This window comes from Pseudomonas sp. PGPPP1, from assembly GCF_002255865.1.
GTDB lineage: Bacteria > Pseudomonadota > Gammaproteobacteria > Pseudomonadales > Pseudomonadaceae > Aquipseudomonas > Aquipseudomonas cremoris.
Genome location: NZ_NKIG01000015.1, coordinates 139,367 through 161,842 on the forward strand (window position 1 = coordinate 139,367; position 22,476 = coordinate 161,842).

Genomic DNA, 22,476 nt, shown 5'->3' on the forward strand with positions numbered 1-22,476 from the left:
CTTTCCATGACTCAATTGCGCCGTGTAGCGATCATTGGCGGTAACCGCATTCCTTTCGCCCGTTCCAATGGCCCCTACGCCACGGCGAGCAACCAGGCGATGCTGACCGCCGCCTTGGAAGGCTTGATCGAACGCTACAACCTGCACGGCCTGCGCATGGGCGAGGTGGCCGCCGGCGCGGTGCTCAAGCATTCGCGCGACTTCAACCTGACCCGCGAATGCGTGCTGGGCTCGCGCCTGTCACCGCAGACCCCAGCCTATGACATCCAGCAAGCCTGCGGCACCGGGCTGGAGTCGGCATTGCTGGTGGCCAACAAGATTGCCTTGGGCCAGATCGAATGCGGCATCGCCGGCGGGGTGGACACCACGTCAGACGCACCGATTGGGGTGAATGAAGGGCTGCGCAAGATCCTGCTGCAAGCCAACCGCAGCAAATCCATGGCGGATAAATTAAAAGTCCTGTTACAACTTCGTCCCCATCACCTCAAACCAGAACTGCCGCGCAATGGCGAGCCGCGTACCGGTTTGTCCATGGGCCAGCACTGTGAGTTGATGGCGCAGACCTGGCAGATCCCCCGGGCCGAGCAAGACCAGCTTGCGCTGGAGAGCCACCAGAAAATGGCGGCCGCCTATGCCGAAGGCTGGCACAACGATCTGCTCACCCCGTTTCTGGGCCTGACCCGCGACAACAACCTGCGTCCCGACCTGACCCTGGAAAAACTCGCCGCCCTCAAGCCCGCCTTCGAGCGCAGCGAAAAGGGCACGCTCACCGCTGGCAACTCCACACCGCTCACCGATGGTGCATCCCTGGTGCTGCTGGGCAGTGAGGCTTGGGCGAAGGAGCGGGGGCTGCCGATCCTGGCGTATCTGCGCGATGGCGAAGCGGCGGCGGTGGATTTCGTCAACGGCGCCGAAGGCCTGTTGATGGCTCCGGTGTATGCGGTGCCGCGTCTGTTGGCGAGGAATGGCCTGACGCTGCAGGACTTCGATTATTACGAGATCCATGAAGCATTCGCGGCCCAGGTGTTGTGCACGCTAAAAGCCTGGGAAGATGCGGATTACTGCAAGACCCGCCTGGGGCTGGACGCGCCGTTGGGCGCCATCGACCGCAGCCGGTTGAATGTGAAGGGCAGCTCCCTGGCCGCCGGGCACCCATTTGCCGCCACCGGCGGGCGTATCGTCGCCAACCTGGCTAAGTTGCTGGATGCGGCGGGCAAGGGCCGAGGGCTGATTTCGATCTGCGCGGCGGGCGGTCAAGGGGTGACGGCGATCATTGAGCGTTGATTGCAGCCGAAACTGGCATATAGGATGCATTCTTGAGTGGTCAAAGATCGGTAGCCCCTCCCACCGGCGAGCCGATTGCCGTATAACGAGTGCCATACGCGTATTTGGTAATAAAGGACCCACAATAAAAGCTGATGAAGACTCCTAAACGCATTGAACCCCTGATCGAAGACGGTCTGGTCGACGAAGTGCTGCGCCCTCTCATGAGTGGTAAAGAAGCAGCTGTTTATGTGGTGCGCTGCGGCAACGAATTGCGTTGCGCCAAGGTTTACAAGGAGGCGAACAAACGAAGTTTTCGTCAGGCATCCGAATACCAGGAAGGCCGTAAGGTCCGTAACAGCCGTCAGGCCCGGGCCATGGCCAAGGGCTCCAAGTTCGGTAAGAAAGAAACCGAAGATGCCTGGCAGAACGCCGAAGTGGCGGCACTGTTCCGCCTGGCCGGCGCGGGCGTTCGCGTGCCCAAGCCCTACGACTTCCTCGAAGGCGTGCTGTTGATGGAGCTGGTGGCCGACGAGTACGGCGATGCGGCGCCGCGTCTGAATGACGTGACACTGGAGCCGGACCAGGCGCGCGAATACCACGCCTTCCTGATTTCCCAGATCGTGCTGATGCTGTGTACCGGCCTGGTACACGGTGACTTGTCCGAGTTCAACGTACTGCTTACCCCCACGGGCCCGGTGATTATTGACCTGCCCCAGGCGGTGGATGCGGCGGGCAACAACCACGCGTTCAACATGCTGGAACGGGATGTGGGCAACATGGCCTCCTACTTCGGGCGTTTTGCCCCGGAGTTGAAGAAGACCAAGTACGCCAAGGAAATGTGGGCGCTGTACGAAGCCGGTACCTTGCACCCGGCCAGCGTCTTGACCGGCGAGTTCGACGAGCCGGAAGAGTTGGCGGATGTGGGCGGTGTGATTCGCGAGATTGAAGCGGCGCGGCTGGATGAAGAGCGCAAGCAAGCGATTCGGGCGGCAGATGATGCTCCGCCGAGCAAAGCGTCCGAAGAACCGCCACCGCCGCCTTGGATGCAATGATCTTCGGGTAAATGAAGATCAAAATGTGGGAGGAGGCTTGCTCCCAATAGCGGTGTGTCAGTTACAGATATTGAGACTGACCCACCGCCATCGGGAGCAAGCCCCCTCCCACATTGGTTTTGTAGTCAGTCAGTTAGAGCCTCACGCGCAGCAGCTTCCCGACGCCAACTCCTTGAGAATCGGACAATCCGGCCGATGATCGCCCTGGCAGTGCTCAACCAGATCTTGCAACGTATCCCGCAACTGCCCCAGCTCCAGAATCTTCTGGTTCAGCGCCTCGATATGCTGGCGCGCCAAGGCTTTCACGTCGGCGCTGGCCCGTTGCCGGTCCTGCCACAGGGTCAGCAGCTTGCCGACCTCTTCCAATGAAAACCCCAGATCCCGCGAGCGTTTGATAAACGCCAATGTGTGCAAGTCGTCCGGGCCGTACACACGGTAGCCACTGTCGGTGCGTTGGGCGGCTTTGAGCAGGCCGATGGATTCGTAGTAGCGAATCATCTTGGCGCTCAGCCCGCTTTGGCGTGCGGCTTGGCCGATGTTCATGGGCGTTGATCCTCCAGGTCAGTGGGTTTCCAGGTTTTCAACAACAGTGCATTGCTCACCACGCTGACGCTGGACAAGGCCATAGCCGCGCCCGCCAGCACCGGGTTGAGCAGGCCGAATGCGGCCAGGGGAATACCGATCAAGTTATACACAAACGCCCAGAACAGGTTCTGGCGGATTTTTGCGTAGGTCTTGCGGCTGATCTCCAGAGCGGCCGGCACCAGGCGTGGATCGCCGCGCATCAGGGTGATACCGGCAGCATGCATGGCCACGTCGGTGCCTCCGCCCATGGCGATGCCGATATCGGCCGCCGCCAGGGCCGGGGCGTCGTTGATGCCGTCGCCGACCATCGCCACCACGTCGGTTTTTTTCAGCTCGGCGACGGTGGCGGCTTTATCGGCGGGCAGCACTTCAGCGTGAACATCTTCGATGCCCAGTGCGTGCGCCACCACGCGGGCGCTGCCGCGGTTGTCGCCGGTGAGCAAGTGGCTGCTGATGTGCTGGGCCTTGAGTTGCTCAACGGCTTCCAACGCACCGGGTTTGAGGGTGTCGCCAAAGGCGAACAACCCGAGTACGCGCGGTTGTGGACCCTGTTCGATCAGCCAGGACAGGGTGCGGCCTTCGGACTCCCAATCGCTGGCGACACCTGCCAAGTCACCCGCGCTCAAGCCGATTTCTTCCAGCAGACGGCGATTGCCCAGTGCCAGTGGCCGACCGTCGAGGGTGCCGGCAATGCCGCGCCCGGTCAGGGATTGGCTGACGCTTACATCAGGCACCTTCAGCCCTTGTTCGCTGCAGGCATCCAACACGGCTTTTGCCAGGGGATGTTCGCTGCCGCGTTGCAGCGCGCCGGCCTGTTGCAGCAGCAGGGCTTGATTGCCATCCACCGCGACCAAGTGGGCGATTTTTGGCGTGCCGGAGGTGAGGGTGCCCGTCTTGTCGAAGACCACGGCGCTCACTGCGTGGGCGCGCTCCAGCGCTTCGGCGTCCTTGATCAAGATGCCGTAGCGGGCGGCGACACCGGTGCCGGCCATGATTGCAGTCGGCGTGGCCAGGCCAAGGGCGCAAGGGCAGGCGATCACCAGCACCGCCACGGCGTTGATAATCGCGGTCTCCAGCGACGCGCCGTACAGCCACCATCCCACCAGCGTGAGCACCGCCAGTACCAGCACGGTCGGGACGAAGACCTGGCTGACTTTATCCACCAGTTTCTGAATCGGCGCCTTGGCGGCCTGGGCGTCTTCCACCAGGCGGATGATGCGTGCCAGGACACTTTCGGCACCAAGGGCGGTGGTGCGCACCAGCAGACGACCTTCGCCGTTGATGGCACCGCCGGTGACTTTATCGCCGGGTTGTTTCGGCACCGGCAGGCTTTCACCGCTGATCAACGCCTCGTCGGCATGGCTTTGGCCTTCGATCACTTCACCGTCCACCGGGAAACGCTCGCCGGGTTTGACCAACACCAGGTCATCGAGCTTCAACGCGCTGATGGCGACGTCTTCTTCACGGCCATCCTGCACACGCAGTGCACGTTCAGGGCGCAGGGCTTCCAGCGCACGGATGGCGCTGGCAGTCTGGCGTTTAGCACGGCTTTCCAGGTATTTGCCCAGCAATACCAAGGCAATTACCACCGCTGAAGCTTCGAAGTACAGGTGCGGTGCCATACCCGCATGTGCGGTGAGCCATTCATAAATGCTCAGGCCGTAACCGGCGCTGGTGCCGATGGCGACCAGCAGGTCCATATTACCGGCGCCGGCGCGTACGGCTTTCCAGGCGGCTATGTAGAAGCGCGCACCGAAAATGAATTGCACCGGCGTGGCGAGGGCGAACTGCACCCAGGGGGGGAGCATCCAGTGCAGGCCAAAGGGCTCCACCAGCATCGGCAGCACCAACGGCAATGCCAGCGCAATGGCCAGCAGCAGCGACCAACGCTCGCGGTGCAGGCGCTGGGCTTGATCGGTATCGGTGGCGATTTCGCTTTGAGGCAGGCTGGCGCTGTAACCGGCCTTGTCGACCGCCGCAATCAGCACGGCGGGGTCCATTTGGCCCTGCACTTCGACGTGGGCGCGCTCGTTGGCCAGGTTGACACTGACGCTTTGCACCCCCGGCACCTTGCCCAGCGCACGCTCGACACGCCCGGCACAGCTGGCGCAGGTCATGCCGCTGATGGGCAGATCAAAGGTGGTGGATCCATTCATGGGGCATTCCTCCAGAAGAAGTTGCCCCTAGCATCAACCTTGACCTGTGGGTAAGGTCAAGCGCCTTCAGTAATCCAATGCAGCCGCTTTGAGGTACATGCCATCCGGGCCCTGGGCGATCCGTAACTTGCGTACGTCACCGGCCTTGAGCGTGATGTTTTGCGCGGGCGGGGCGAGCAGGCCAGGCAGGCAGCCCGCAGCTTGGCCCGGCAGCAGCTTCAGGCGCAGTGACACATTGCCGGCGGGCAGGTTGAACGAGGTGGCCTGCTCCTGGTACAGGCGCCCGGCCAACTGGTCTTGGATGTACAGGCCGATCTCGCAATTGGTCAGCACTTCCAGGCGTTCCCGGGAAATGATCAACACCGCATAGTCTTGATCGGCACTGGCCATGGGCGCAGCGGCAGACAAACTCATCAAGCCGGCAAGGGCAAAATACGACCAGCGCATGGCGAATGCTCCGTGGTGTGAATCAAAGATGGTTCAAGCTTGGCCGACAGTGCCGCCGAATACCAGCCCGGCCGATTTTTTCAGAACTTGACCTTGCCATTGTGGCAAGGTCGAGACTGGGTTCAACCTCATCAAAGGAGTTATGTCATGCAAGTATTCAGTGTTGAAGGAATGACCTGCGGCCATTGCGTCCGGGCGGTGACCCAGGCGGTACAGAGTAAGGATTCAAGCGCCAGTGTGAAGGTCGACCTGGCCGCCAAGGAAGTGGGCGTGGAAAGCCGCTTGTCTGCCGAAGAGGTGATCAGCTTGATCACTGAGGAAGGCTACAGCGCCAAGCTCGCCTGATTTTAATAGTTAGCGAGCTATCGTTATGTTCAAGGCATCCAGGCCCGGCTAGACTGTCGGGCTGCCGACTCTCTTGGGTGCCTGATGAACCTTCGCATAATCCTGATTCTGGGTGCCTTGAGCGCCTTTGCGCCGCTGGCGATCGATTTCTACCTGCCGGGCTTCCCGGCGATGGCCACGGCGTTTGCCACCGATGAAAAACACATCCAGCTGACCCTGGCGGTGTACTTCGCCGGCCTGGCCATTGGCCAATTGATCTATGGCCCGCTGGCGGACCGTTTTGGTCGGCGCGGGCCGCTGCTCAGCGGCGTGACCCTGTTTACCCTGGCGTCCTTCGCCTGCGCCTACGCGCCCTCCCTCGATTGGCTGATTGGCGCGCGCTTCGTGCAGGCCCTGGGCGGTTGCGCGGGCATGGTGATTTCCCGCGCGGTGGTCAGCGACAAATGCGATGCCGTGGGCTCGGCCAAGGTGTTTTCCCAGTTGATGCTGGTGACCGGCCTGGCGCCGATTCTTGCGCCGCTGGCCGGCGGGGTGATGGTCGGGTTGTGGGGCTGGCAGTCGATTTTCCTGGCATTGACGGTCTTCAGTGTGATGGCCGCTATCGCCGTGGCATTCGGCTTGCCTGAAACCTTTCCAGCCCATCAGCCACGCCAGCCGTTGTCGGGCTCGTTGCGCCGCTATTTTGGGCTGTTGTCCGACCGGGTTTACCTCGGTTACGCCCTTACCGGCGCGCTGTCGATTGCCGGGATGTTTGCCTACATCGCGGGTTCACCGTTCGTGTTTATCAAACTGTATGGCGTGCCCGCTGAGCATTACGGCTGGGTATTCGGCTCCAACGCCGCTGGCTTCATCCTGGTGGCGCAGCTCAACGCTCGCTTGCTGGCCAAGCGTGGCCCGGCGTTTTTGCTGTCGCGTTCGGTGTGGGTGTATCTGCTGGCGGGTCTGACGCTGCTGGGCATCACGGCGTTGCGCACCGATGCGCTATGGCCATTGCTGGTGCCGCTGTTTATCTGCATCGCCAGTCTGGGCTGCATTTTGCCCAACACCTCGGCGTGTGCCATGAGCGGGCAGGGCGCTCGGGCAGGCAGTGCGTCGGCATTGCTCGGCTGCATCCAGTTCGGTGTGGCGGCGGGGGCGGCGTCGCTGGTGGGGGTGTTGCACGATGGCACGGCCATGCCAATGGCTATGGTCATCAGCCTGTGCGGTGTATTGGCGGTGACGGTGGCCGTGTCGACCCAACGCCTGCAACGGGCCAGAGCCTTGCAGGCGCAGGGCTGAGAGGTGGGTCAGCCAGCGGCGGAGTGTTGCTGGCTGATTGGAAAACGGTGGGGCGCCTTGATACGCGCTTGCAGGGTATCGGCAAAGGCGCGCGCCTCGGCTTCAGTGTGGAAAGTAATGGCTTTCTGGTCCAGACGGACCTCCCACTGGGATTTTGCTAACGCTTTTATCAGGATCTTCATTGCTGACTTCCTCACGTAAAAGAATCGTGGCAAAGGCGGCCAATATAAACCCCGGATACGCTCACAAATATGACAAAGATCAACTCTCTGACTAGCGGTGTCGTCCATTACTCACACGAATAACGGACAACACTGACAGCCGTTGTTTTAGAACCCTTCCAGCACGATCTTGCCCTTGGCCTTGCCGCTTTCCAGCAGTGCATGGGCCCGGCGCAGATTCGCCGCATTGATCACGCCGAAGTGCTCGCCCACCGTGGTTTTCAAGGTGCCAGCGTCGATCAGCTCGGCCACGCGATTGAGTAGGTTGTGCTGCTCAATCATGTCCGGCGTCTCGAACATCGAGCGCGTGTACATAAACTCCCAATGCAGCGACAGGCTCTTGCGCTTAAGTTTGCTCACGTCCAACGCCTTGGGGTCGTCGATCAGTGCCAGCTTGCCTTGAGGTTGCAGCGCTTCGACCAACTGGTCCAGGTGATGCTCGGTTTGGGTCAGGCTGGCGACGTGGGTGACCTGCGGGTGGCCGGCTTGTTTCAACGCTTCACTCAGCGGTTGGCTGTGGTCGATCACCAGGTCGGCGCCGAGGGCCTTGGTCCATTCCTGGGTTTCCGGGCGCGAGGCGGTGCCGATTACTTTCAATCCGGTGAGCTGGCTGGCCAGTTGGGTCAGGATCGAACCCACGCCACCTGCGGCACCAACGATAAGCAGGCTCTGGCCTTCGTCTTCTTTACCTTCACGCACCTGCAGGCGCTCGAACAGCAGTTCCCAGGCGGTGATGGCGGTCAGCGGCAGCGCGGCGGCTTCGGCAAAGCTCAGGCTCTTGGGCATATGGCCGACGATACGCTCGTCCACAGTGTGCAGTTCACTGTTGCCACCTGGGCGTACCAAGGAGCCGGCGTAGAACACCTTGTCGCCGACCTTGAACAGGCTCACGTCACTGCCGACTGCCTTGACCACACCGGCGACGTCCCAGCCCAGCACTTTGGCGGCGCCGTTTTCCGGGGCGACGTTCTGGCGGACCTTGGTGTCCACGGGGTTCACCGAGATGGCTTTGACTTCCACCAGCAGGTCGCGTGGGCCGGCGACGGGCGCCGGCAATTCGATGTCTTGCAGGGATTTTTCATCGGTGATTGGCAGTGATGCGTAGTAGGCAATGGCTTTCATGAGGGCTCCGGAAAAAGGCGGTGATCAGGCGAGAAACTTCAGGCGCTTGAGTTCGAAGTGTTCGAGTACATCAGCGGCCTTGGCGCGAAAACTTTGGATATGTGCGCTTTGGTCATGGTCGGCCAGTGCGGCGTCATCGCTCCAGCGTTCGAGCATGTAGAAAGTCTCGGGGTGTTGCAGGTCTTGGTGCAGGTCGTATTGCTCGCAACCGGCTTCAAGGCGGGTAGGTTCCAGCAGGCCGCGCAGCAGGGTTTCCAGGGTGGCCTGTTGGCCAGGTTTGGCGATCAGCGTTGCGATGACGTTAAAAGCTGTGGGCATATTCAATTCCAGATACGTAATGAACGGGATGGACAGATGATTGGTCATTTCCCCTGAAGATAAAAGCGGCTAAAACAGCACTCTGTTTCAATAATATTTTGATAATGGGTGGGTGGATGCTGCGTTTTGATGATTTGCAGTTGTTTGTGCGCGCTGCGGACTTGGGGAGTTTGTCGGCGGCGGCGCGGGTGATGGACCTGTCGCCTGCCGTGGCCAGCGCGGCGCTCAAGCGTATCGAGCAACAATTGGGCGCGCGCTTGCTGGCCCGTTCCACCCGCAGCCTGCGCCTGACTGCCGAAGGCGAGGGCTTTCTGGAATACGCCCGCGCCTCGTTGAGCTCCCTTGATGAAGGGCGACGTCTTTTGGCCAGCGGTCAGGACCATGTCAGCGGTGTGCTGCAACTGTCGGCGCCCTCGGATTTCGGCCGCAACCAACTGCTGCCGTGGCTGGACGAGTTCCAGCGTGAGTATCCGCAGCTCGCCGTACGCCTGCTGTTGGGTGACCGGATTGCCGACCTGTTCCGCCAGCCGGTGGACATTGCCCTGCGTTATGGTGAGCCCGAGGACTCCAGCCTGATTGCACTGCCCGTCGCGCCGCGCAACGTTCGTGTGCTGTGCGCAGCCCCCAGTTACCTCGCACGCCACGGTGAGCCTCGACACCTGGAGCAATTGGCCCAGCACAATTGCTTGCTGTATATGCTCGGCACCCGAGTGCATGACCACTGGACGTTTCACGACGGCAAGCGCGAAGTCAGCCTGACGGTCAGCGGCGACCGCTTCAGCGACGATGCCGATGTGGTGCGCCGCTGGGCCGTGGCGGGTATGGGCATTGCCTATAAATCCTGGCTGGATGTGAGCACCGACGTGCTGGCTGGACGACTGCGCCTGATCCTGCCGGAGCTGCGCGGCGAGCGCACGCCGCTCAATCTGCTGTGTGCCCATCGCGCGCAGTTGAGCAAACCCATCAACCTGCTGCGGGAAATGCTTGTAGCTCGCTGTGCGACATTGACGGCTCAATTGTCGGAGCGATTGGACGTCGTGTAATAGCCTCCGTAACGCAAGGAAATTTCACTCAAAACCCGTCCCTACTCTGGCTGTCAGACGCCACGGAACCCGCCCTTGGCGCACTTATACTCTGGCGCCTACCGCATCAGAAAAGTAATTCGACAGGGAGTGAATCGATGGAAGAAGCACCATGCATTAGTCAGATTGCCAGCTTGCTTGCTGAGCCAAAACGCACAGCCATGCTGTGGTCCTTGATGGACGGCTCGGCGAAGTCGTCGAAGGAACTGGCGGCACTTACCGGTCTACCGTCGGCCTCGGCCAATGCACATCTGGCGCGGCTGACCAGTAGCGGCTTGCTGCGAACCGAAGCGCGGTATGGCAAGCGACTGTTTCGCTTGGCAGACGGCGATGTCAGCGCCGCCATCCATGCCTTGGCCAGTACTACCCTGGCCAGTGCCACACGCAGTGCGCCGGGTGTTTCAACGCAGGTCTTGGTTGCGCCGCCGTCATTACGCCGTGCTCGGCTGTGTCATGGTCATCTTGGTGGCGAGCTGGCGGCGCAGTTGTATGAACGAATGATGGCGGCGAGGTGGATCGAGCGCCATGAGCAACGCCTCGCCGTCACATTCAAGGGCGCGCAGCAAATGGCGGGCCTGGGCATTTTTACCCAAGCATTGGCAATGCCGCTGCTGTGCGATTGTTTTGACTGGAGCCAGCAGCAACCACACCTCGGGGGCGCGCTGGGTGCTGGGCTGTTTCAGTTGTTCCTGCAATCGAACTGGATCAGCCTGGTCAACGAGTCCCAGGCTGTGGTGGTCAACGACGTCGGGCTTGAAGAGATCGCCCGATTGGCCGCGCTGTAGGAGCAGGCGCCGTGGTCACAGGCGCTCACTCCAACATTCGCTCACGTCAGGGCTTTACGAGTCGCGCATCCAGGCTGTTCTGCGCCAGGCGTTTGGCCTGGTCCTGGGTCATGCCCAAGGAGGTGTACAGCGCGTGGAAGTTCTCGGTGACATAACCGCCGAAGTAGGCAGGGTCATCGGAGTTCACGGTCACTTTCACGCCACGCTCAAGCATGTCGAGGATGTTGTGCTGGGCCATGTCGTCGAACACGCAGAGCTTGGTGTTGGACAGCGGGCACACGGTGAGTGGGATCTGCTCGTCGATGATGCGCTGCATCAGGCGTTCGTCTTCGATGGCGCGCACGCCATGGTCGATTCGCTGGATTTTCAGCAGGTCGATGGCTTCCCAGATGTACTCCGGTGGGCCTTCTTCGCCGGCGTGGGCAACGGTGAGGAAGCCTTCATGGCGGGCACGGTCGAACACGCGCTGGAACTTGCTTGGCGGGTGACCCATCTCGGAGCTGTCCAGGCCCACGGCCACGAACGCATCACGGAACGGCAGCGCCTGGTCGAGGGTTTTTTGTGCTTCGTCTTCGCTCAGGTGACGCAGGAAGCTGAGGATCAGCCCGCTGGTGATGCCCAGTTGCTGCTCGCCATCTTTGAGTGCTGCGGCGATACCGTTGAGTACGACTTCGAACGGCACGCCACGGTCGGTGTGGGTTTGCGGGTCGAAGAAGGGTTCGGTGTGGATCACGTTCTGCTCTTTGCAGCGCAGCAGGTAGGCCCAGGTCAGGTCGTAGAAGTCCTGAGACGTGCGCAGCACATCGGCGCCCTTGTAATACAGGTCCAGAAACTCTTGCAGGTTGTTGAACGCGTAGGCCTTGCGCAAGGTTTCGACGTCGTTCCATGGCAGCGCAATCTTGTTGCGCTCGGCCAGGGCGAACAGCAGCTCAGGCTCCAGCGAGCCCTCCAGGTGCAGGTGCAGTTCAGCCTTGGGCAGGGCGTTGAGCCAATCGTACATGTCTAAATTCTCATCAGGTGCAATGGCGGCATTCTACAGGGCATAGCCGAAATAATCGGTAAAACCTGACCGGCAGGAGAGTATTCGTTTTATTCGCGCAAGAGGGTTGTGAACTAAGGTGTAACGAAACGTTAGCAGCGTGGCGCAGTCTGTACCCCATCAATGACTGATTTGCTGTACGAAAAAGGCCTCGAATGCTCACCTCCCTCAAGCAAGAAAAATTCATGCTACTGGCGCTGATTGCCGCCATCGCCGCCTACCCGCTGGAGCACTGGATGCTGCACAGCGGGCAAATAGTCGCGCTGTTGGCAGGCGTGGCGCTGATTGGTTTTATCGTAGTGGCGTCGATGCGCGTGGCCCACCACGCCGAGCAACTGGCGGAGAAAGTTGGCGACCCCTACGGCACCATGATCCTTACCCTGGCCGCCGTGCTGGTGGAAGTGGTGATCCTGGCGATCATGATGAGTAATGAGCCATCGCCCACCCTGGTGCGTGACACTATTTATTCGGCAGTGATGCTGGATATCAACGGCATCCTCGGCCTGGCCGCCTTGATGGGCGGCATCAAGCACGGCGAGCAGTCCTATAACGACGACTCGGCGCGCACCTACAGCGTGATGATCCTCACCGCCATGGGCGTGTCGATGGTGGTGCCGGAATTCATCCCCGAAGCTGACTGGAAAATTTACTCGGCCTTCACCATTGGCGCGATGGTGGTGCTCTACACCTTGTTCCTGCGCATGCAGGTGGGGCCGCACAGTTATTTCTTCAGCTACAGCTATCCGGAAAAACGCCGCAAAAAACTGCCGGAAGAGGAGCAAACGCCGCCGGTGAATCTGGTGTTCTCCATCGGCACGTTGGTGTTTGGCGTGATTGTGATTGGCGCGTTGGCCGAGGTGATGTCCAAGACCCTCGACCTGGGTCTGGAAGGCACGGGCGCACCGCCGGTGATTACGGCGATTGTGGTTGCAGCCATTTCGGCGGCACCGGAAATTCTCACGGCCTTGCGCGCCGCATTGGCCAACCGCATGCAGTCGGTGGTGAATATTGCACTGGGAGCGTCGTTGTCGACGGTGATTTTGACGGTGCCGGTGATGGAGGCCATGGCGCTCTACACTGGCCAGCCTTTCCAGATGGCGATGACGCCGGTGCAAACGGTGATGGTGTTTATCACGCTGATTGTCAGTGCGATCAACCTCAACGATGGCGAAACCAACGCTATCGAAGGCATGACCCATTTTGTGCTGTTTGCGACATTCATCATGTTGTCGCTGCTGGGATTGTAAGAACACCGCAGATAAAAAGCGGGAGGGGCGGTGCGACGAATCGACGTTCCCCTCCCGCATGTTGAACGGTGTTTACTTAGGTCCCTGCGATCAATCGTCGCGCCGCCTGGCTGTGATCGGCGATCAAACGTTTCAGATCCAGGCCCTCGACCTGCCCGTCGATCACTCGCCATTTGCCCGCGACCATCACCCGATCCGCACGATCCGCACCACACAACAGCAGCGCCGAAATCGGATCATGGCTACCGGAGAACCGCAGCTCATCAAGTTTGAACAGCGCCAGATCCGCCTGTTTACCCACGGCCAATTCACCGATATCCGTACGCCCCAGCAACTGCGCCGAACCTTTGGTGGCCCAGCCGAGCACGCCTTCGGGGGTGATCTTTTCTGCGCCATAACGTAGACGCTGGATGTACAGGGCCTGTCGTGCTTCGAGAATCATGTTCGATGCATCATTGGAGGCGGAACCGTCCACGCCCAGGCCGATGGGCGCGCCCGCGGCTAGCAAGTCGAGGGTAGGGCAGATGCCGGACGCCAGGCGCATATTTGAGCTTGGGCAGTGGCAGATACCGGTACCGGCGGCGCCAAGGCGGGCGATTTCATCAGGGTTGAAGTGAATGCCATGTGCCAGCCAAGTGCGTGGGCCGAGCCAGCCCACGCTGTCGAGGTAATCCACGGTGCGCAGGCCGAAGCGTTGCAGGCAGAAATCTTCTTCGTCGAGGGTTTCCGCCAGATGGGTGTGCAGGCGCACGTCTAGGCTGTTGGCCAGTTCGGCGCTGGCACGCATGATTTCCTGTGTGACGGAGAACGGCGAGCAAGGCGCCAGGGCAATCTGGATCTGTGCGCCGTCGCCGCGTTGGTGGTATTCGCGGATCAGGCGCTGGCTGTCGTCGAGGATGACCTGCCCTTGTTGCACGGTCTGTTGCGGCGGGAGGCCACCGTCGGCTTCGCCCAGGCTCATGGAGCCCCGGGTAAGCATGGCGCGCATGCCCAATTCGCGCACCGTATCAACTTGCACGTCGATGGCATTTTCCAGGCCGTCGGGGAACAGGTAGTGGTGGTCGGCGGCGGTGGTGCAGCCCGAGAGCAGCAATTCGGCCAAGGCGACTTTGGTGGCCAGAGCAAGTTTCTCGGGCGTCAGACGCGCCCACACCGGGTACAGGGTTTTCAGCCAGGGGAACAACGGCTGATTGACCACCGGCGCCCAGGCACGGGTGAGGGTTTGGTAAAAATGATGGTGGGTGTTGATCAGGCCGGGCAGGATCACGTGTTCGCGTGCGTCGAACACCTGTCCACAAGGCACAGCGGGCTCTTTTCCCCAGCCCAGCACTTCGGTGATCACACCGTCCTGCTGCACCAGGCCGCCACGGGCATCAAGGCCATTGGCAGTGAAAATCGCGAGGGGGTTTTTTAACCAGATACGGGTCGCAGGCATTGGCCGGCTCCTCTGAATGATGGGTTCAGGTTTGCCAGCTCAGTGTTGCCCTGTCTGCTGATCCAGGGTCGCCGGTTGGGGCGAGGGCGCAGTCTACGCGCGCAGCGTTATCGACGGCAATCAGTCGATAACGCTGCTCGTCGCTTACCAGGCGATGGTGTCGCCTTTGTAGTCCACGAAGTGGTGACCACCTTTGCCGGTGTAGGCATTTACCTGATCCACCAGGCCGCGCACGCTGGTGTCGACATCGATGTGCGCGTTTTCGCCGCCCATGTCGGTCTTCACCCAGCCCGGATGCAGTGACAGAACAGTGAGTGTGTGGTCGCCCAGTTGAGTGATGAAGCTGTTGGTCATGGAGTTCAGCGCGGCCTTGCTGGCCTTGTACAGCGCCAGGTCTGAGCCGTCGGGGATCGTTACGCTGCCCAATACCGAACTCATGAATGCGAGCACGCCGCTGTCTTTGCGGATCTGCCCGACAAAGCGCTGCGCCAGGTTGATCGGCGCCACGGCATTAGTGAAAAACAACTGGCCGACTTCCGCGAGAGTGGCGTGACCGGGCTCCTGGTTGGCCGGACCCTTGACGCCGGCGTTGACGAACAGCAGGTCGAAGGTGCGCTCTTTGAGGCGCTGGGCCAGGGCGATCACGGCTTGCTGATCGTCCATGTCCAGTTTTTCGATCTGCACCGGACCCACCGCTTTAAGGGCATCAGCCTTGCTCGGATCACGCACGGTGGCGGTCACGTCCCAGCCGTCCTGGAGCAATTGCTTGACCAGGCCAAGGCCCAGCCCGCGCGAGGCGCCGATGATCAGTGCGGTTTTTGGCGTAGACATGAAAAGCTTCCTTTAGAGTCGCGGTTCAGGGGGATTCAGCAAATAACAGTAACAGTTTCAGCGTTGCAGCAGGATACGCCCACGGCTCAGGTCGGCGAGTTGGGCTTGGAGCGTGTCGATGTGCGCCTCACCCAGTGCCAGTTGCAACTCCACACCGTTGGCGGTGAAGTTTTCTTCCACCACTAGCCCGCCAAGTTCAGCAACGCGTAGCTTCACCAAGTTCAGTTCGGAGAATCCACAGGCGCAACTCAGTGGTACGCGGCTGATCAGTTCGAGACGCTCGGCATTCTGCAGGCATTTGTTCGCTCCGCCGCCATAGGCACGGGCGAGGCCGCCGGTGCCCAATTGGATGCCGCCGTACCAGCGAATCACCAATACCGCGACTTGATCAAAACCCTGGGCTTCGATGGCTGCGAGAATCGGCCGCCCGGCAGTGCCACCGGGTTCGCCGTCGTCACTGCTGCGGTATTGGTCGGCCAGCTTCCAGGCCCAGCAGTTATGCGTGGCGTTCAGGTCGCTGTGTTGCTCGAAAAAAGCCTGAGCGTCCTGCGGGCTGGTGATCGGGGCGGCGAGGGTGATGAAGCGGCTTTTGCGTATTTCTTCACGAAACTCGCAAAGGCCGGTGAGCGTGAAAGGCATAAGTGACTTCGTCTAGAGGCTCGGCTTGATGCCGCAGCCTTTGAGAATGATGTGGATCAGGTTGGTGCCGGCATCTTCCATATCTTGCTTGGTCAGCTTGGTGCGACCGGTGACGCGGCAGATCTGGGTGGCGAAGTCTGCGTAGTGCTGGGTGCTGCCCCACAGCAGGAAGATCAGGTGCACGGGGTCGATGGGGTCCATCTTGCCGGCGTCGATCCAGGCTTGGAACACTGCCGCCCGGCCACTGAACCACGTGCGGTAATCCTGGCTGAAATATTCGGTGAGGCATTCGCCGCCGCTGATGATCTCCATGGCGAAGATCCGCGAGGCCTGGGGTTGGCGTCGCGAAAACTCCATCTTGGTGCGGATGTAGCGGGAGAGGGCCACGGCAGGGTCGTCCTCGGCGGTCAGCGTGTTGAAGGTGCTGTCCCACAGTTCGAGGATATTGCTGAGCACGGCGATATACAGGCCCAGCTTGTTCGTGAAGTAGTAGTGCAAGTTGGCCTTCGGCAATCCGGCGCTGGCAGCAATAGTGTTCATGCTGGTGCCCTTGTAGCCATGGCGCGCGAATTCATCTTCAGCAGCCTGGAGAATCGCTTGTTCGTTCTTTTGCCGAATGCGGCTGGCGGGCTTACCGGCGTGGTTGCTGTGGGCAGGAACTTCGAGGCTCATGGAGATTACCGTGCTGATCGATAGAGACGACGTGTGCACAGATAACCCACCCTCAAGCCTCAGACAAGTCCCGATGCAATAAAACCCTTAAAGCAGTTCCAAGGTGTCGCTTTCCGGCGCTTGGTTTGCGGCAGTTTCGATCGCCTTGGATTCCGGCAGTAGCAGGCACAGTACGATGGCGGTCAGCCCGCCGCTGGTGATGGCGGAGTCGAACAAGTTCTGCACCAGGGTTGGCATCAGGTGAAGCAGATTGGGTTGGGCGGCGATGCCCAGGCCGACGCCAAACGACGTGGCGATGATCAGCATGCTGCGTCGGTCCAGCGGCGCCTGGGCGAGGATGCGCACGCCAGCGGCGGCCACACTGCCGAACATCACCAGGGTCGCGCCGCCCAATACGGGTTTGGGGATTTGCTGCAGCACCGCACCAATCAACGGAAACAAACCGAGGCAAAACAGCACCACGCCTATATATAAACCAACGTAACGGCTGGCCACGCCAGTGAGTTGGATCACGCCATTGTTCTGAGCAAAGGTGGTGTTGGGGAAGGCACTGAAAGTGGCCGCGATCATGCAACTCACGCCATCACCCAGTACGCCTCCCTTGAGTCGGCTTATATAAGAAGGGCCGCTGATGGGCTGGCGGGCGATCATGCAGTTGGCGGTGAGGTCGCCGACGGTCTCGATGCTGCTGATCAGGTAAATCAGCGCGATCGGTAGGAAAGCGCTCCAGTCGAAGTTGAATCCAAAGCGAAACGGAATCGGCAGGCTCACCAGAGGTAAGTCCGGCAGGGCTTGGGGCACGAGTTTGCCGCTGAACCACGCCGCCAGGCTGCCAAGGGCCAGGCCGATAATGATCGCCGAGAGCCGCACCCAGGGCGTGTTGGAACGGTTGAGCAGAATGATCGTCAGCACCACGAACAGGCCCAATGCAAGATTGGTGGGCGCGCCGAAGTCAGGGGCGTTGAAGCCACCGCCGAGGTCGGTAATGCCGACTTTGATCAGGCTGATGCCGATTAGCGTGATGACAATCCCTGTCACCAAAGGCGTGATGACTCGGCGCAGTTGGCCGATAAAACGGCTCAGCACGATCTGCACCGCCGCGCCGAAAAAGCACACGCCGAAGATCATCGCCATGATGTCTTCCGGGCTGCCGCCGCGTTGTTTCACCAGGAAGCCTGCCGACAGTACCGCGCCGAGAAAGGCAAAGCTGGTGCCTTGCAGGCAAATCATCCCGGCGCCTATCCCAAATGGCCTACGCGCCTGGATGAATGTGCCGACACCGGACACCATCAACGCCATGCTGATCAGATAGGGCAAATGGGCGGTCAGGCCCAGAGTGGAGCCGATGATCAGTGGCGGAGTGATGATGCCGACAAAAGCGGCCAGCACGTGCTGCAGTGCGGCCAGAAATGCCGGGGCGGGTTTGGGGCGGTCGTTGAGGCCGTAGATCAGGTCGCTGGGGGTGGATGATTCTGGTGGCATGGCGGGTTAACTCAAGGCGGATGGTCAAGTTCCATCTGTTCTTGCAAAAAGCTGTCCAGTTGCTCAGCTTTTAGCGTAAAGCCTGAGCTAGCGCGTTGTGGCCAGGCTGTCGAGGAAGCTTTCCAGCACCAAATGAGGGCGACGGCCCTTGCGTGTGACCGATGCGAGGCTTAAATCGTAAAAACGCGTAGCCGATTTCAGCGCACGCAGTCGGCCTTGTTGTACCCAGAGGCTGGCGTAGTGGTCGGGCAGGTAGCCGATGTAGCGGCCGGTCAGGATCAGGAACGCCATGCCTTCGCGGTCCGAGGCGCTGGCGGTGCAGTTGAGCGCTTGGTAATGGGCCTGGATTTCGGCAGGCAAACGGAATGTTGGAGCGATGGCGTCCTGGCTGTCGATGCGCTCGTCGCCCAACTGCTTGTCTTCGGCGTAAAACAACGGATGGCCGACTGCGCAATAGAGCAGCGAGCGTTCGCTGTACAGCGGTTGGTACTCCAATCCCGAAAGGGCGCTGGCCTGGGGCACTACGCCCACATGCAAACGACCATCGAGTACGCCTTGTTCGACTTCATTGGGGGCGATCATGCGGATTTGGATCTGCACGTCTGGGCCGCGCTCCTTTAATTGGGCCAAGGCGTGAGTGATGCGCATGTGGGGCAGGGTGACGAGGTTGTCGGTGAGGCCAATGATCAACTCGCCGCGCAAATGCTGGTGCAGACCGTTGACCTCGGTGCGAAAACTTTCCAGTGCACTTAATAGTTGCAGGGCTGACTGATAGACCTCGCGGCCTTCTTCGGTCAGTGAGAACCCCGCGCGGCCACGTTGGCAGAGGCGCAATCCGAGACGCTGTTCAAGGTCGCTCATTTGCTGACTGATGGCCGAGCGCCCGATGCCGAGCACGGTTTCCGCTGCCGAGAAGCCGCCGCATTCCACCACACTCCGGAAGATGCGCAGCAGGCGAATATCAAAGTCGCTCACTTGGGCGAGGGGATCGGGTCGACGGCTGCTCATAGTTTAGTGAAGGCCTGACTGAAGGTTAGAAGAGTTGAATTTCACCGACTTTATCGCCGTGGCAATTTAGCTGCAACAACGCGTTTCAATCCCGACGCGGCCTTTTGCCCTGCGAGGTTTTGCTGATGAACATGCCTGAAAACGCCCCATCGTCCCTGGCCAGCCAACTGAAGTTGGACGCGCACTGGATGCCCTACACGGCCAACCGCAACTTCCAGCGTGACCCGCGCCTGATCGTGGCCGCCGAAGGTAGCTGGTTGACCGATGACAAAGGCCGCAAGGTGTACGACTCGTTGTCTGGCCTGTGGACGTGCGGCGCCGGGCACACACGCAAGGAAATCCAGGAAGCGGTGGCCAAGCAATTGGGTACGTTGGATTACTCCCCGGGCTTCCAGTACGGTCATCCGTTGTCCTTCCAGCTGGCGGAAAAGATTACCGACCTGACCCCAGGCAACCTTAATCATGTGTTCTTCACTGACTCCGGCTCCGAGTGTGCCGATACTGCGGTGAAGATGGTGCGTGCCTACTGGCGCCTGAAGGGCCAAGCCACCAAGACCAAGATGATCGGCCGCGCCCGTGGCTATCACGGTGTGAACATCGCGGGCACCAGCCTGGGCGGCGTGAACGGCAACCGTAAGATGTTTGGCCAGGCGATGATGGACGTTGACCATTTGCCGCACACCTTGCTGGCAAGCAATGCCTTCTCCCGCGGCATGCCTGAGCTGGGCGGCATCGCATTGGCCGATGAGTTGCTCAAGCTGATCGAGCTGCATGACGCTTCCAACATCGCGGCAGTGTTTGTCGAACCGATGGCTGGTTCCGCTGGCGTGTTGGTGCCGCCGCAGGGTTATCTCAAGCGCCTGCGAGAGATTTGTGACCAGCACAACATCCTGCTGGTGTTTGACGAAGTGATTACCGGTTTTGGCCGTACCGGCTCGATGTTCGGCGCCGACAGCTTCGGCGTGACTCCGGATCTGATGTGCATCGCCAAACAAGTCACCAATGGCGCGATCCCCATGGGCGCGGTGATTGCCAGCAGCGAGATCTATCAGACCTTTATGAACCAGGCGACGCCTGAGTACGCGGTGGAATTTCCACACGGCTACACCTACTCGGCGCACCCCGTTGCTTGCGCGGCTGGCCTGGCGGCACTCGACCTGTTGCAGAAGGAAAACCTGGTGCAGAGCGTAGCCGAAGTCGCTCCGCACTTTGAGAATGCGCTGCACGGTTTGAAGGGCAGCAAGAACGTGATCGACATTCGCAACTACGGCTTGGCCGGCGCGATCCAGATTGCCCCGCGTGACGGTGATGCCATCGTGCGTCCATTCGAGGCAGGCATGGCTTTGTGGAAGGCGGGTTTCTACGTGCGCTTTGGCGGCGACACCCTGCAGTTCGGGCCAACCTTCAACAGCAAGCCGCAGGATCTGGATCGTCTGTTTGATGCGGTCGGCGAAGTGCTGAACAAGATCGACTGATTTCTCTTTCTATATAGAACAACTTTTCAGGAGCCCTGCATGAGCCTTATCCAGCATTTGATCAACGGTGAGTTGGTCAACGACAGTGGTCGCAGTGCCGACGTATATAACCCGTCCACCGGCCAGGTGATTCACCAAGTTCCGCTGGCCAGCCGTGAAACCATTCAACAGGCGATCGACTCGGCCAAGGCCGCATTCCCGGCGTGGCGTAATACCCCGCCGGCCAAGCGTGCCCAGGTGATGTTTCGTTTCAAGCAGTTGCTGGAACAGAACGAAGCGCGAATCTCGCAGTTGATCAGCGAGGAGCATGGCAAGACCCTGGAAGACGCGGCGGGTGAGTTGAAGCGTGGCATCGAGAACGTTGAGTACGCATGCTCGGCGCCGGAGATTCTGAAGGGCGAGTACAGCCGCAACGTTGGGCCGAACATTGATGCTTGGTCGGACTTCCAGCCGTTGGGCGTGGTAGCGGGTATTACGCCGTTCAACTTCCCGGCGATGGTGCCGCTGTGGATGTATCCGCTGGCAATCGTGTGCGGTAACTGCTTCATCCTGAAGCCTTCGGAGCGTGATCCGAGTTCGACGCTCCTGATTGCGCAACTGTTGCAGGAAGCCGGTCTGCCTAAAGGCGTACTGAGTGTGGTGCACGGTGATAAGGGCGCGGTTGACGCATTGATTGAGGCGCCGGAAGTCAAAGCGCTGAGTTTTGTGGGGTCGACGCCGATTGCTGAGTACATCTATTCCGAAGCGACCAAGCGCGGCAAGCGCGTGCAGGCGCTGGGCGGGGCGAAGAACCACGCCGTACTGATGCCAGATGCGGACTTGGATAATGCGGTCAGTGCGCTGATGGGCGCGGCGTATGGTTCCTGCGGGGAGCGCTGCATGGCCATCTCTGTGGCCGTCTGCGTAGGTGACCAAGTAGCTGATGCGTTGATCGCCAAGCTGGTGCCGCAGATTAAGGCGCTGAAGATAGGTGCGGGCACGACGTGTGGGCTGGATATGGGGCCGCTGGTAACCGGTCAGGCGCGGGATAAGGTCAGCGGCTACATAGAAGACGGTGTTGCTTCGGGTGCAGAGTTGGTGGTCGATGGCCGTGGGCTAAGTATTACCGGGAATGAAGATGGCTTCTTCCTCGGTGGCAGCCTGTTTGACCGTGTGACGCCTGAGATGCGCATCTATAAGGAGGAGATCTTCGGTCCGGTGTTGTGCGTGGTCCGGGTGAGCAGCCTGGAGGCGGCGATGCAATTGATCAACGACCATGAGTATGGGAACGGTACGTGCATCTTCACCCGTGATGGTGAGGCGGCCCGTCTGTTCTGCGATGAGATTGAAGTGGGTATGGTTGGGGTGAACGTTCCACTGCCAGTTCCGGTGGCTTATCACAGCTTTGGTGGCTGGAAACGATCGCTGTTTGGTGACTTACATGCGTACGGTCCGGATGGCGTGCGTTTTTACACCCGGCGCAAGGCGATTACCCAGCGCTGGCCTCAGCGGGCCAGTCATGAGGCGTCGCAGTTTGCTTTCCCTAGTCTGTAAGGCTCTATGAGCAGAAAGCCGGCCCTTTTGGGCCGGCTTTTTCGTTTCTAGGGCTTTTTTTGAGTTATATGGCAAAAATATGAAAAAGAAGGTTGACCACAGATTCTAGGAGCCTATAATTCGCCCCACTTCCGGCGCAGTCGAAACGGAAAACTCCTTGGTAAACAACGAGTTACGCAGTTTTCGGCAGTAGGTTGCTTCAGTCCATCGAAGCCAAAAGGAAGTTGAAAGAGAGGTGTTGACAGCAGCGTGTAACGCTGTAGAATTCGCCTCCCGCTGATGAGAGATCAGAAGCGCAAGTGGTTGAAGTTGTTGAAGAAATCTTCGAAAGCTTCTGAAAATAATCACTTGACAGCAAATGAGGCTGCTGTAGAATGCGCGCCTCGGTTGAGACGAAAGATCTTAACCAGCCGCTCTTTAACAACTGAATCAAGCAATTCGTGTGGGTGCTTGTGGAG

General features: G+C 60.1%; 22 protein-coding genes. 9 read left to right on the plus strand and 13 right to left on the minus strand.

The features are described from left to right. Window positions 1-6: 6 nt before the first annotated feature. Window positions 7-1,284, plus strand: a complete 1,278-nt coding sequence (locus CFE47_RS17790) for an acetyl-CoA C-acetyltransferase (RefSeq protein ID WP_181644397.1) — start codon at window positions 7-9, stop codon at window positions 1,282-1,284. Between the two features lie 134 nt (window positions 1,285-1,418). Beyond that, on the plus strand, window positions 1,419-2,318 hold the full coding sequence (locus CFE47_RS17795) for a PA4780 family RIO1-like protein kinase (protein ID WP_032887119.1): 900 nt from the start codon (window positions 1,419-1,421) through the stop codon (window positions 2,316-2,318). Window positions 2,319-2,459: 141 nt separating this feature from the next. On the opposite strand, the gene cueR is transcribed toward CFE47_RS17795, so the two are convergent. The 3 genes from cueR to CFE47_RS17810 form a co-directional block, all read right to left on the minus strand. Then, complete coding sequence (gene cueR, locus CFE47_RS17800; RefSeq protein WP_181644396.1) at window positions 2,460-2,861, minus strand: Cu(I)-responsive transcriptional regulator; 402 nt, start codon at window positions 2,859-2,861, stop codon at window positions 2,460-2,462. Next, window positions 2,858-5,059, minus strand: coding sequence for a heavy metal translocating P-type ATPase (locus CFE47_RS17805; RefSeq protein WP_181644395.1), 2,202 nt, complete (start codon window positions 5,057-5,059; stop codon window positions 2,858-2,860). Before CFE47_RS17805 ends, cueR begins: the two co-directional genes overlap by 4 nt. A gap of 66 nt (window positions 5,060-5,125) precedes the next feature. Continuing rightward, window positions 5,126-5,506 carry a hypothetical protein gene (locus tag CFE47_RS17810; RefSeq protein ID WP_032887115.1) on the minus strand — a complete coding sequence of 127 codons (381 nt, stop codon included), beginning with the start codon at window positions 5,504-5,506 and terminating at the stop codon, window positions 5,126-5,128. Window positions 5,507-5,653: 147 nt separating this feature from the next. Here CFE47_RS17810 and CFE47_RS17815 point away from each other — a divergent pair, with 147 nt between their 5' ends. Continuing rightward, window positions 5,654-5,851, plus strand: a complete 198-nt coding sequence (locus CFE47_RS17815; protein WP_032887113.1) for a heavy-metal-associated domain-containing protein — start codon at window positions 5,654-5,656, stop codon at window positions 5,849-5,851. Window positions 5,852-5,935: 84 nt separating this feature from the next. Beyond that, window positions 5,936-7,129 carry a multidrug effflux MFS transporter gene (locus CFE47_RS17820; RefSeq protein ID WP_181644394.1) on the plus strand — a complete coding sequence of 398 codons (1,194 nt, stop codon included), beginning with the start codon at window positions 5,936-5,938 and terminating at the stop codon, window positions 7,127-7,129. Window positions 7,130-7,137: 8 nt separating this feature from the next. On the opposite strand, the gene CFE47_RS17825 is transcribed toward CFE47_RS17820, so the two are convergent. The 3 genes from CFE47_RS17825 to CFE47_RS17835 all read right to left on the minus strand — a co-directional run bounded on the left by CFE47_RS17825 (window position 7,138) and on the right by CFE47_RS17835 (window position 8,790). Then, entirely contained in the window at window positions 7,138-7,311 is a 174-nt protein-coding gene (locus CFE47_RS17825) for a hypothetical protein (protein WP_163033283.1), read from the minus strand. 147 nt (window positions 7,312-7,458) lie between these two features. After that, window positions 7,459-8,472 carry a zinc-binding alcohol dehydrogenase family protein gene (locus CFE47_RS17830; RefSeq protein WP_122682039.1) on the minus strand — a complete coding sequence of 338 codons (1,014 nt, stop codon included), beginning with the start codon at window positions 8,470-8,472 and terminating at the stop codon, window positions 7,459-7,461. A gap of 24 nt (window positions 8,473-8,496) precedes the next feature. Further along, window positions 8,497-8,790 carry a putative quinol monooxygenase gene (locus CFE47_RS17835; protein ID WP_032887109.1) on the minus strand — a complete coding sequence of 98 codons (294 nt, stop codon included), beginning with the start codon at window positions 8,788-8,790 and terminating at the stop codon, window positions 8,497-8,499. A 116-nt stretch (window positions 8,791-8,906) separates the two neighbouring features. Here CFE47_RS17835 and vimR point away from each other — a divergent pair, with 116 nt between their 5' ends. Then, window positions 8,907-9,833 carry a transcription regulator VimR gene (vimR, locus tag CFE47_RS17840; protein WP_181644393.1) on the plus strand — a complete coding sequence of 309 codons (927 nt, stop codon included), beginning with the start codon at window positions 8,907-8,909 and terminating at the stop codon, window positions 9,831-9,833. 137 nt (window positions 9,834-9,970) lie between these two features. Next, window positions 9,971-10,657, plus strand: coding sequence for an ArsR/SmtB family transcription factor (locus CFE47_RS17845; protein WP_032887106.1), 687 nt, complete (start codon window positions 9,971-9,973; stop codon window positions 10,655-10,657). A gap of 46 nt (window positions 10,658-10,703) precedes the next feature. Here CFE47_RS17845 and CFE47_RS17850 read toward each other — a convergent pair whose 3' ends face one another. After that, the gene (locus CFE47_RS17850) at window positions 10,704-11,657 is read right to left on the minus strand and encodes an adenosine deaminase (RefSeq protein ID WP_032887105.1); all 954 of its coding nucleotides are present in this window, start codon (window positions 11,655-11,657) and stop codon (window positions 10,704-10,706) included. Window positions 11,658-11,851: 194 nt separating this feature from the next. Between CFE47_RS17850 and CFE47_RS17855 the strand changes: the two genes are divergently transcribed. Then, complete coding sequence (locus CFE47_RS17855; protein WP_032887104.1) at window positions 11,852-12,943, plus strand: calcium:cation antiporter; 1,092 nt, start codon at window positions 11,852-11,854, stop codon at window positions 12,941-12,943. A 76-nt stretch (window positions 12,944-13,019) separates the two neighbouring features. Here the strand turns inward: CFE47_RS17855 and CFE47_RS17860 are convergent, their stop codons facing one another. The 6 genes from CFE47_RS17860 to CFE47_RS17885 all read right to left on the minus strand — a co-directional run bounded on the left by CFE47_RS17860 (window position 13,020) and on the right by CFE47_RS17885 (window position 19,010). Further along, window positions 13,020-14,378, minus strand: coding sequence for an 8-oxoguanine deaminase (locus CFE47_RS17860; protein ID WP_286838973.1), 1,359 nt, complete (start codon window positions 14,376-14,378; stop codon window positions 13,020-13,022). Between the two features lie 144 nt (window positions 14,379-14,522). Then, on the minus strand, window positions 14,523-15,209 hold the full coding sequence (locus CFE47_RS17865) for an SDR family oxidoreductase (protein ID WP_032887102.1): 687 nt from the start codon (window positions 15,207-15,209) through the stop codon (window positions 14,523-14,525). A 57-nt stretch (window positions 15,210-15,266) separates the two neighbouring features. After that, window positions 15,267-15,848 carry an IMPACT family protein gene (locus CFE47_RS17870; RefSeq protein WP_032887101.1) on the minus strand — a complete coding sequence of 194 codons (582 nt, stop codon included), beginning with the start codon at window positions 15,846-15,848 and terminating at the stop codon, window positions 15,267-15,269. 12 nt (window positions 15,849-15,860) lie between these two features. After that, complete coding sequence (locus CFE47_RS17875; protein ID WP_032887099.1) at window positions 15,861-16,520, minus strand: TetR/AcrR family transcriptional regulator; 660 nt, start codon at window positions 16,518-16,520, stop codon at window positions 15,861-15,863. An 87-nt stretch (window positions 16,521-16,607) separates the two neighbouring features. Beyond that, on the minus strand, window positions 16,608-18,002 hold the full coding sequence (locus tag CFE47_RS17880) for a uracil-xanthine permease family protein (protein WP_181644392.1): 1,395 nt from the start codon (window positions 18,000-18,002) through the stop codon (window positions 16,608-16,610). 87 nt (window positions 18,003-18,089) lie between these two features. Further along, complete coding sequence (locus CFE47_RS17885) at window positions 18,090-19,010, minus strand: LysR family transcriptional regulator (RefSeq protein ID WP_032887097.1); 921 nt, start codon at window positions 19,008-19,010, stop codon at window positions 18,090-18,092. A 125-nt stretch (window positions 19,011-19,135) separates the two neighbouring features. Between CFE47_RS17885 and aptA the strand changes: the two genes are divergently transcribed. Together aptA and CFE47_RS17895 are read left to right on the plus strand one after the other, a co-directional pair. Beyond that, complete coding sequence (gene aptA / locus CFE47_RS17890) at window positions 19,136-20,485, plus strand: omega-aminotransferase AptA (protein WP_032887096.1); 1,350 nt, start codon at window positions 19,136-19,138, stop codon at window positions 20,483-20,485. A 39-nt stretch (window positions 20,486-20,524) separates the two neighbouring features. Next, window positions 20,525-22,018, plus strand: coding sequence for a CoA-acylating methylmalonate-semialdehyde dehydrogenase (locus tag CFE47_RS17895; protein ID WP_032887095.1), 1,494 nt, complete (start codon window positions 20,525-20,527; stop codon window positions 22,016-22,018). The last annotated feature ends 458 nt before the right edge of the window (window positions 22,019-22,476 follow it).

What these genes read in the sequence shown, in the direction of transcription:
- CFE47_RS17810 (WP_032887115.1), bottom strand. Translation starts at nt 5,506, where the DNA reads ATGCGCTGGTCGTATTTTGCCCTTGCCGGCTTGATGAGTTTGTCTGCC.
- vimR (WP_181644393.1), top strand. Translation starts at nt 8,907, where the DNA reads ATGCTGCGTTTTGATGATTTGCAGTTGTTTGTGCGCGCTGCGGACTTG.
- CFE47_RS17820 (WP_181644394.1), top strand. Translation starts at nt 5,936, where the DNA reads ATGAACCTTCGCATAATCCTGATTCTGGGTGCCTTGAGCGCCTTTGCG.
- CFE47_RS17805 (WP_181644395.1), bottom strand. Translation starts at nt 5,059, where the DNA reads ATGAATGGATCCACCACCTTTGATCTGCCCATCAGCGGCATGACCTGC.
- CFE47_RS17795 (WP_032887119.1), top strand. Translation starts at nt 1,419, where the DNA reads ATGAAGACTCCTAAACGCATTGAACCCCTGATCGAAGACGGTCTGGTC.
- CFE47_RS17870 (WP_032887101.1), bottom strand. Translation starts at nt 15,848, where the DNA reads ATGCCTTTCACGCTCACCGGCCTTTGCGAGTTTCGTGAAGAAATACGC.
- CFE47_RS17825 (WP_163033283.1), bottom strand. Translation starts at nt 7,311, where the DNA reads ATGAAGATCCTGATAAAAGCGTTAGCAAAATCCCAGTGGGAGGTCCGT.
- CFE47_RS17790 (WP_181644397.1), top strand. Translation starts at nt 7, where the DNA reads ATGACTCAATTGCGCCGTGTAGCGATCATTGGCGGTAACCGCATTCCT.
- CFE47_RS17830 (WP_122682039.1), bottom strand. Translation starts at nt 8,472, where the DNA reads ATGAAAGCCATTGCCTACTACGCATCACTGCCAATCACCGATGAAAAA.
- CFE47_RS17835 (WP_032887109.1), bottom strand. Translation starts at nt 8,790, where the DNA reads ATGCCCACAGCTTTTAACGTCATCGCAACGCTGATCGCCAAACCTGGC.
- cueR (WP_181644396.1), bottom strand. Translation starts at nt 2,861, where the DNA reads ATGAACATCGGCCAAGCCGCACGCCAAAGCGGGCTGAGCGCCAAGATG.
- CFE47_RS17845 (WP_032887106.1), top strand. Translation starts at nt 9,971, where the DNA reads ATGGAAGAAGCACCATGCATTAGTCAGATTGCCAGCTTGCTTGCTGAG.
- CFE47_RS17865 (WP_032887102.1), bottom strand. Translation starts at nt 15,209, where the DNA reads ATGTCTACGCCAAAAACCGCACTGATCATCGGCGCCTCGCGCGGGCTG.
- CFE47_RS17850 (WP_032887105.1), bottom strand. Translation starts at nt 11,657, where the DNA reads ATGTACGATTGGCTCAACGCCCTGCCCAAGGCTGAACTGCACCTGCAC.
- CFE47_RS17860 (WP_286838973.1), bottom strand. Translation starts at nt 14,378, where the DNA reads ATGCCTGCGACCCGTATCTGGTTAAAAAACCCCCTCGCGATTTTCACT.
- CFE47_RS17855 (WP_032887104.1), top strand. Translation starts at nt 11,852, where the DNA reads ATGCTCACCTCCCTCAAGCAAGAAAAATTCATGCTACTGGCGCTGATT.
- CFE47_RS17880 (WP_181644392.1), bottom strand. Translation starts at nt 18,002, where the DNA reads ATGCCACCAGAATCATCCACCCCCAGCGACCTGATCTACGGCCTCAAC.
- CFE47_RS17875 (WP_032887099.1), bottom strand. Translation starts at nt 16,520, where the DNA reads ATGAGCCTCGAAGTTCCTGCCCACAGCAACCACGCCGGTAAGCCCGCC.
- CFE47_RS17895 (WP_032887095.1), top strand. Translation starts at nt 20,525, where the DNA reads ATGAGCCTTATCCAGCATTTGATCAACGGTGAGTTGGTCAACGACAGT.
- CFE47_RS17815 (WP_032887113.1), top strand. Translation starts at nt 5,654, where the DNA reads ATGCAAGTATTCAGTGTTGAAGGAATGACCTGCGGCCATTGCGTCCGG.
- CFE47_RS17885 (WP_032887097.1), bottom strand. Translation starts at nt 19,010, where the DNA reads ATGAGCAGCCGTCGACCCGATCCCCTCGCCCAAGTGAGCGACTTTGAT.
- aptA (WP_032887096.1), top strand. Translation starts at nt 19,136, where the DNA reads ATGAACATGCCTGAAAACGCCCCATCGTCCCTGGCCAGCCAACTGAAG.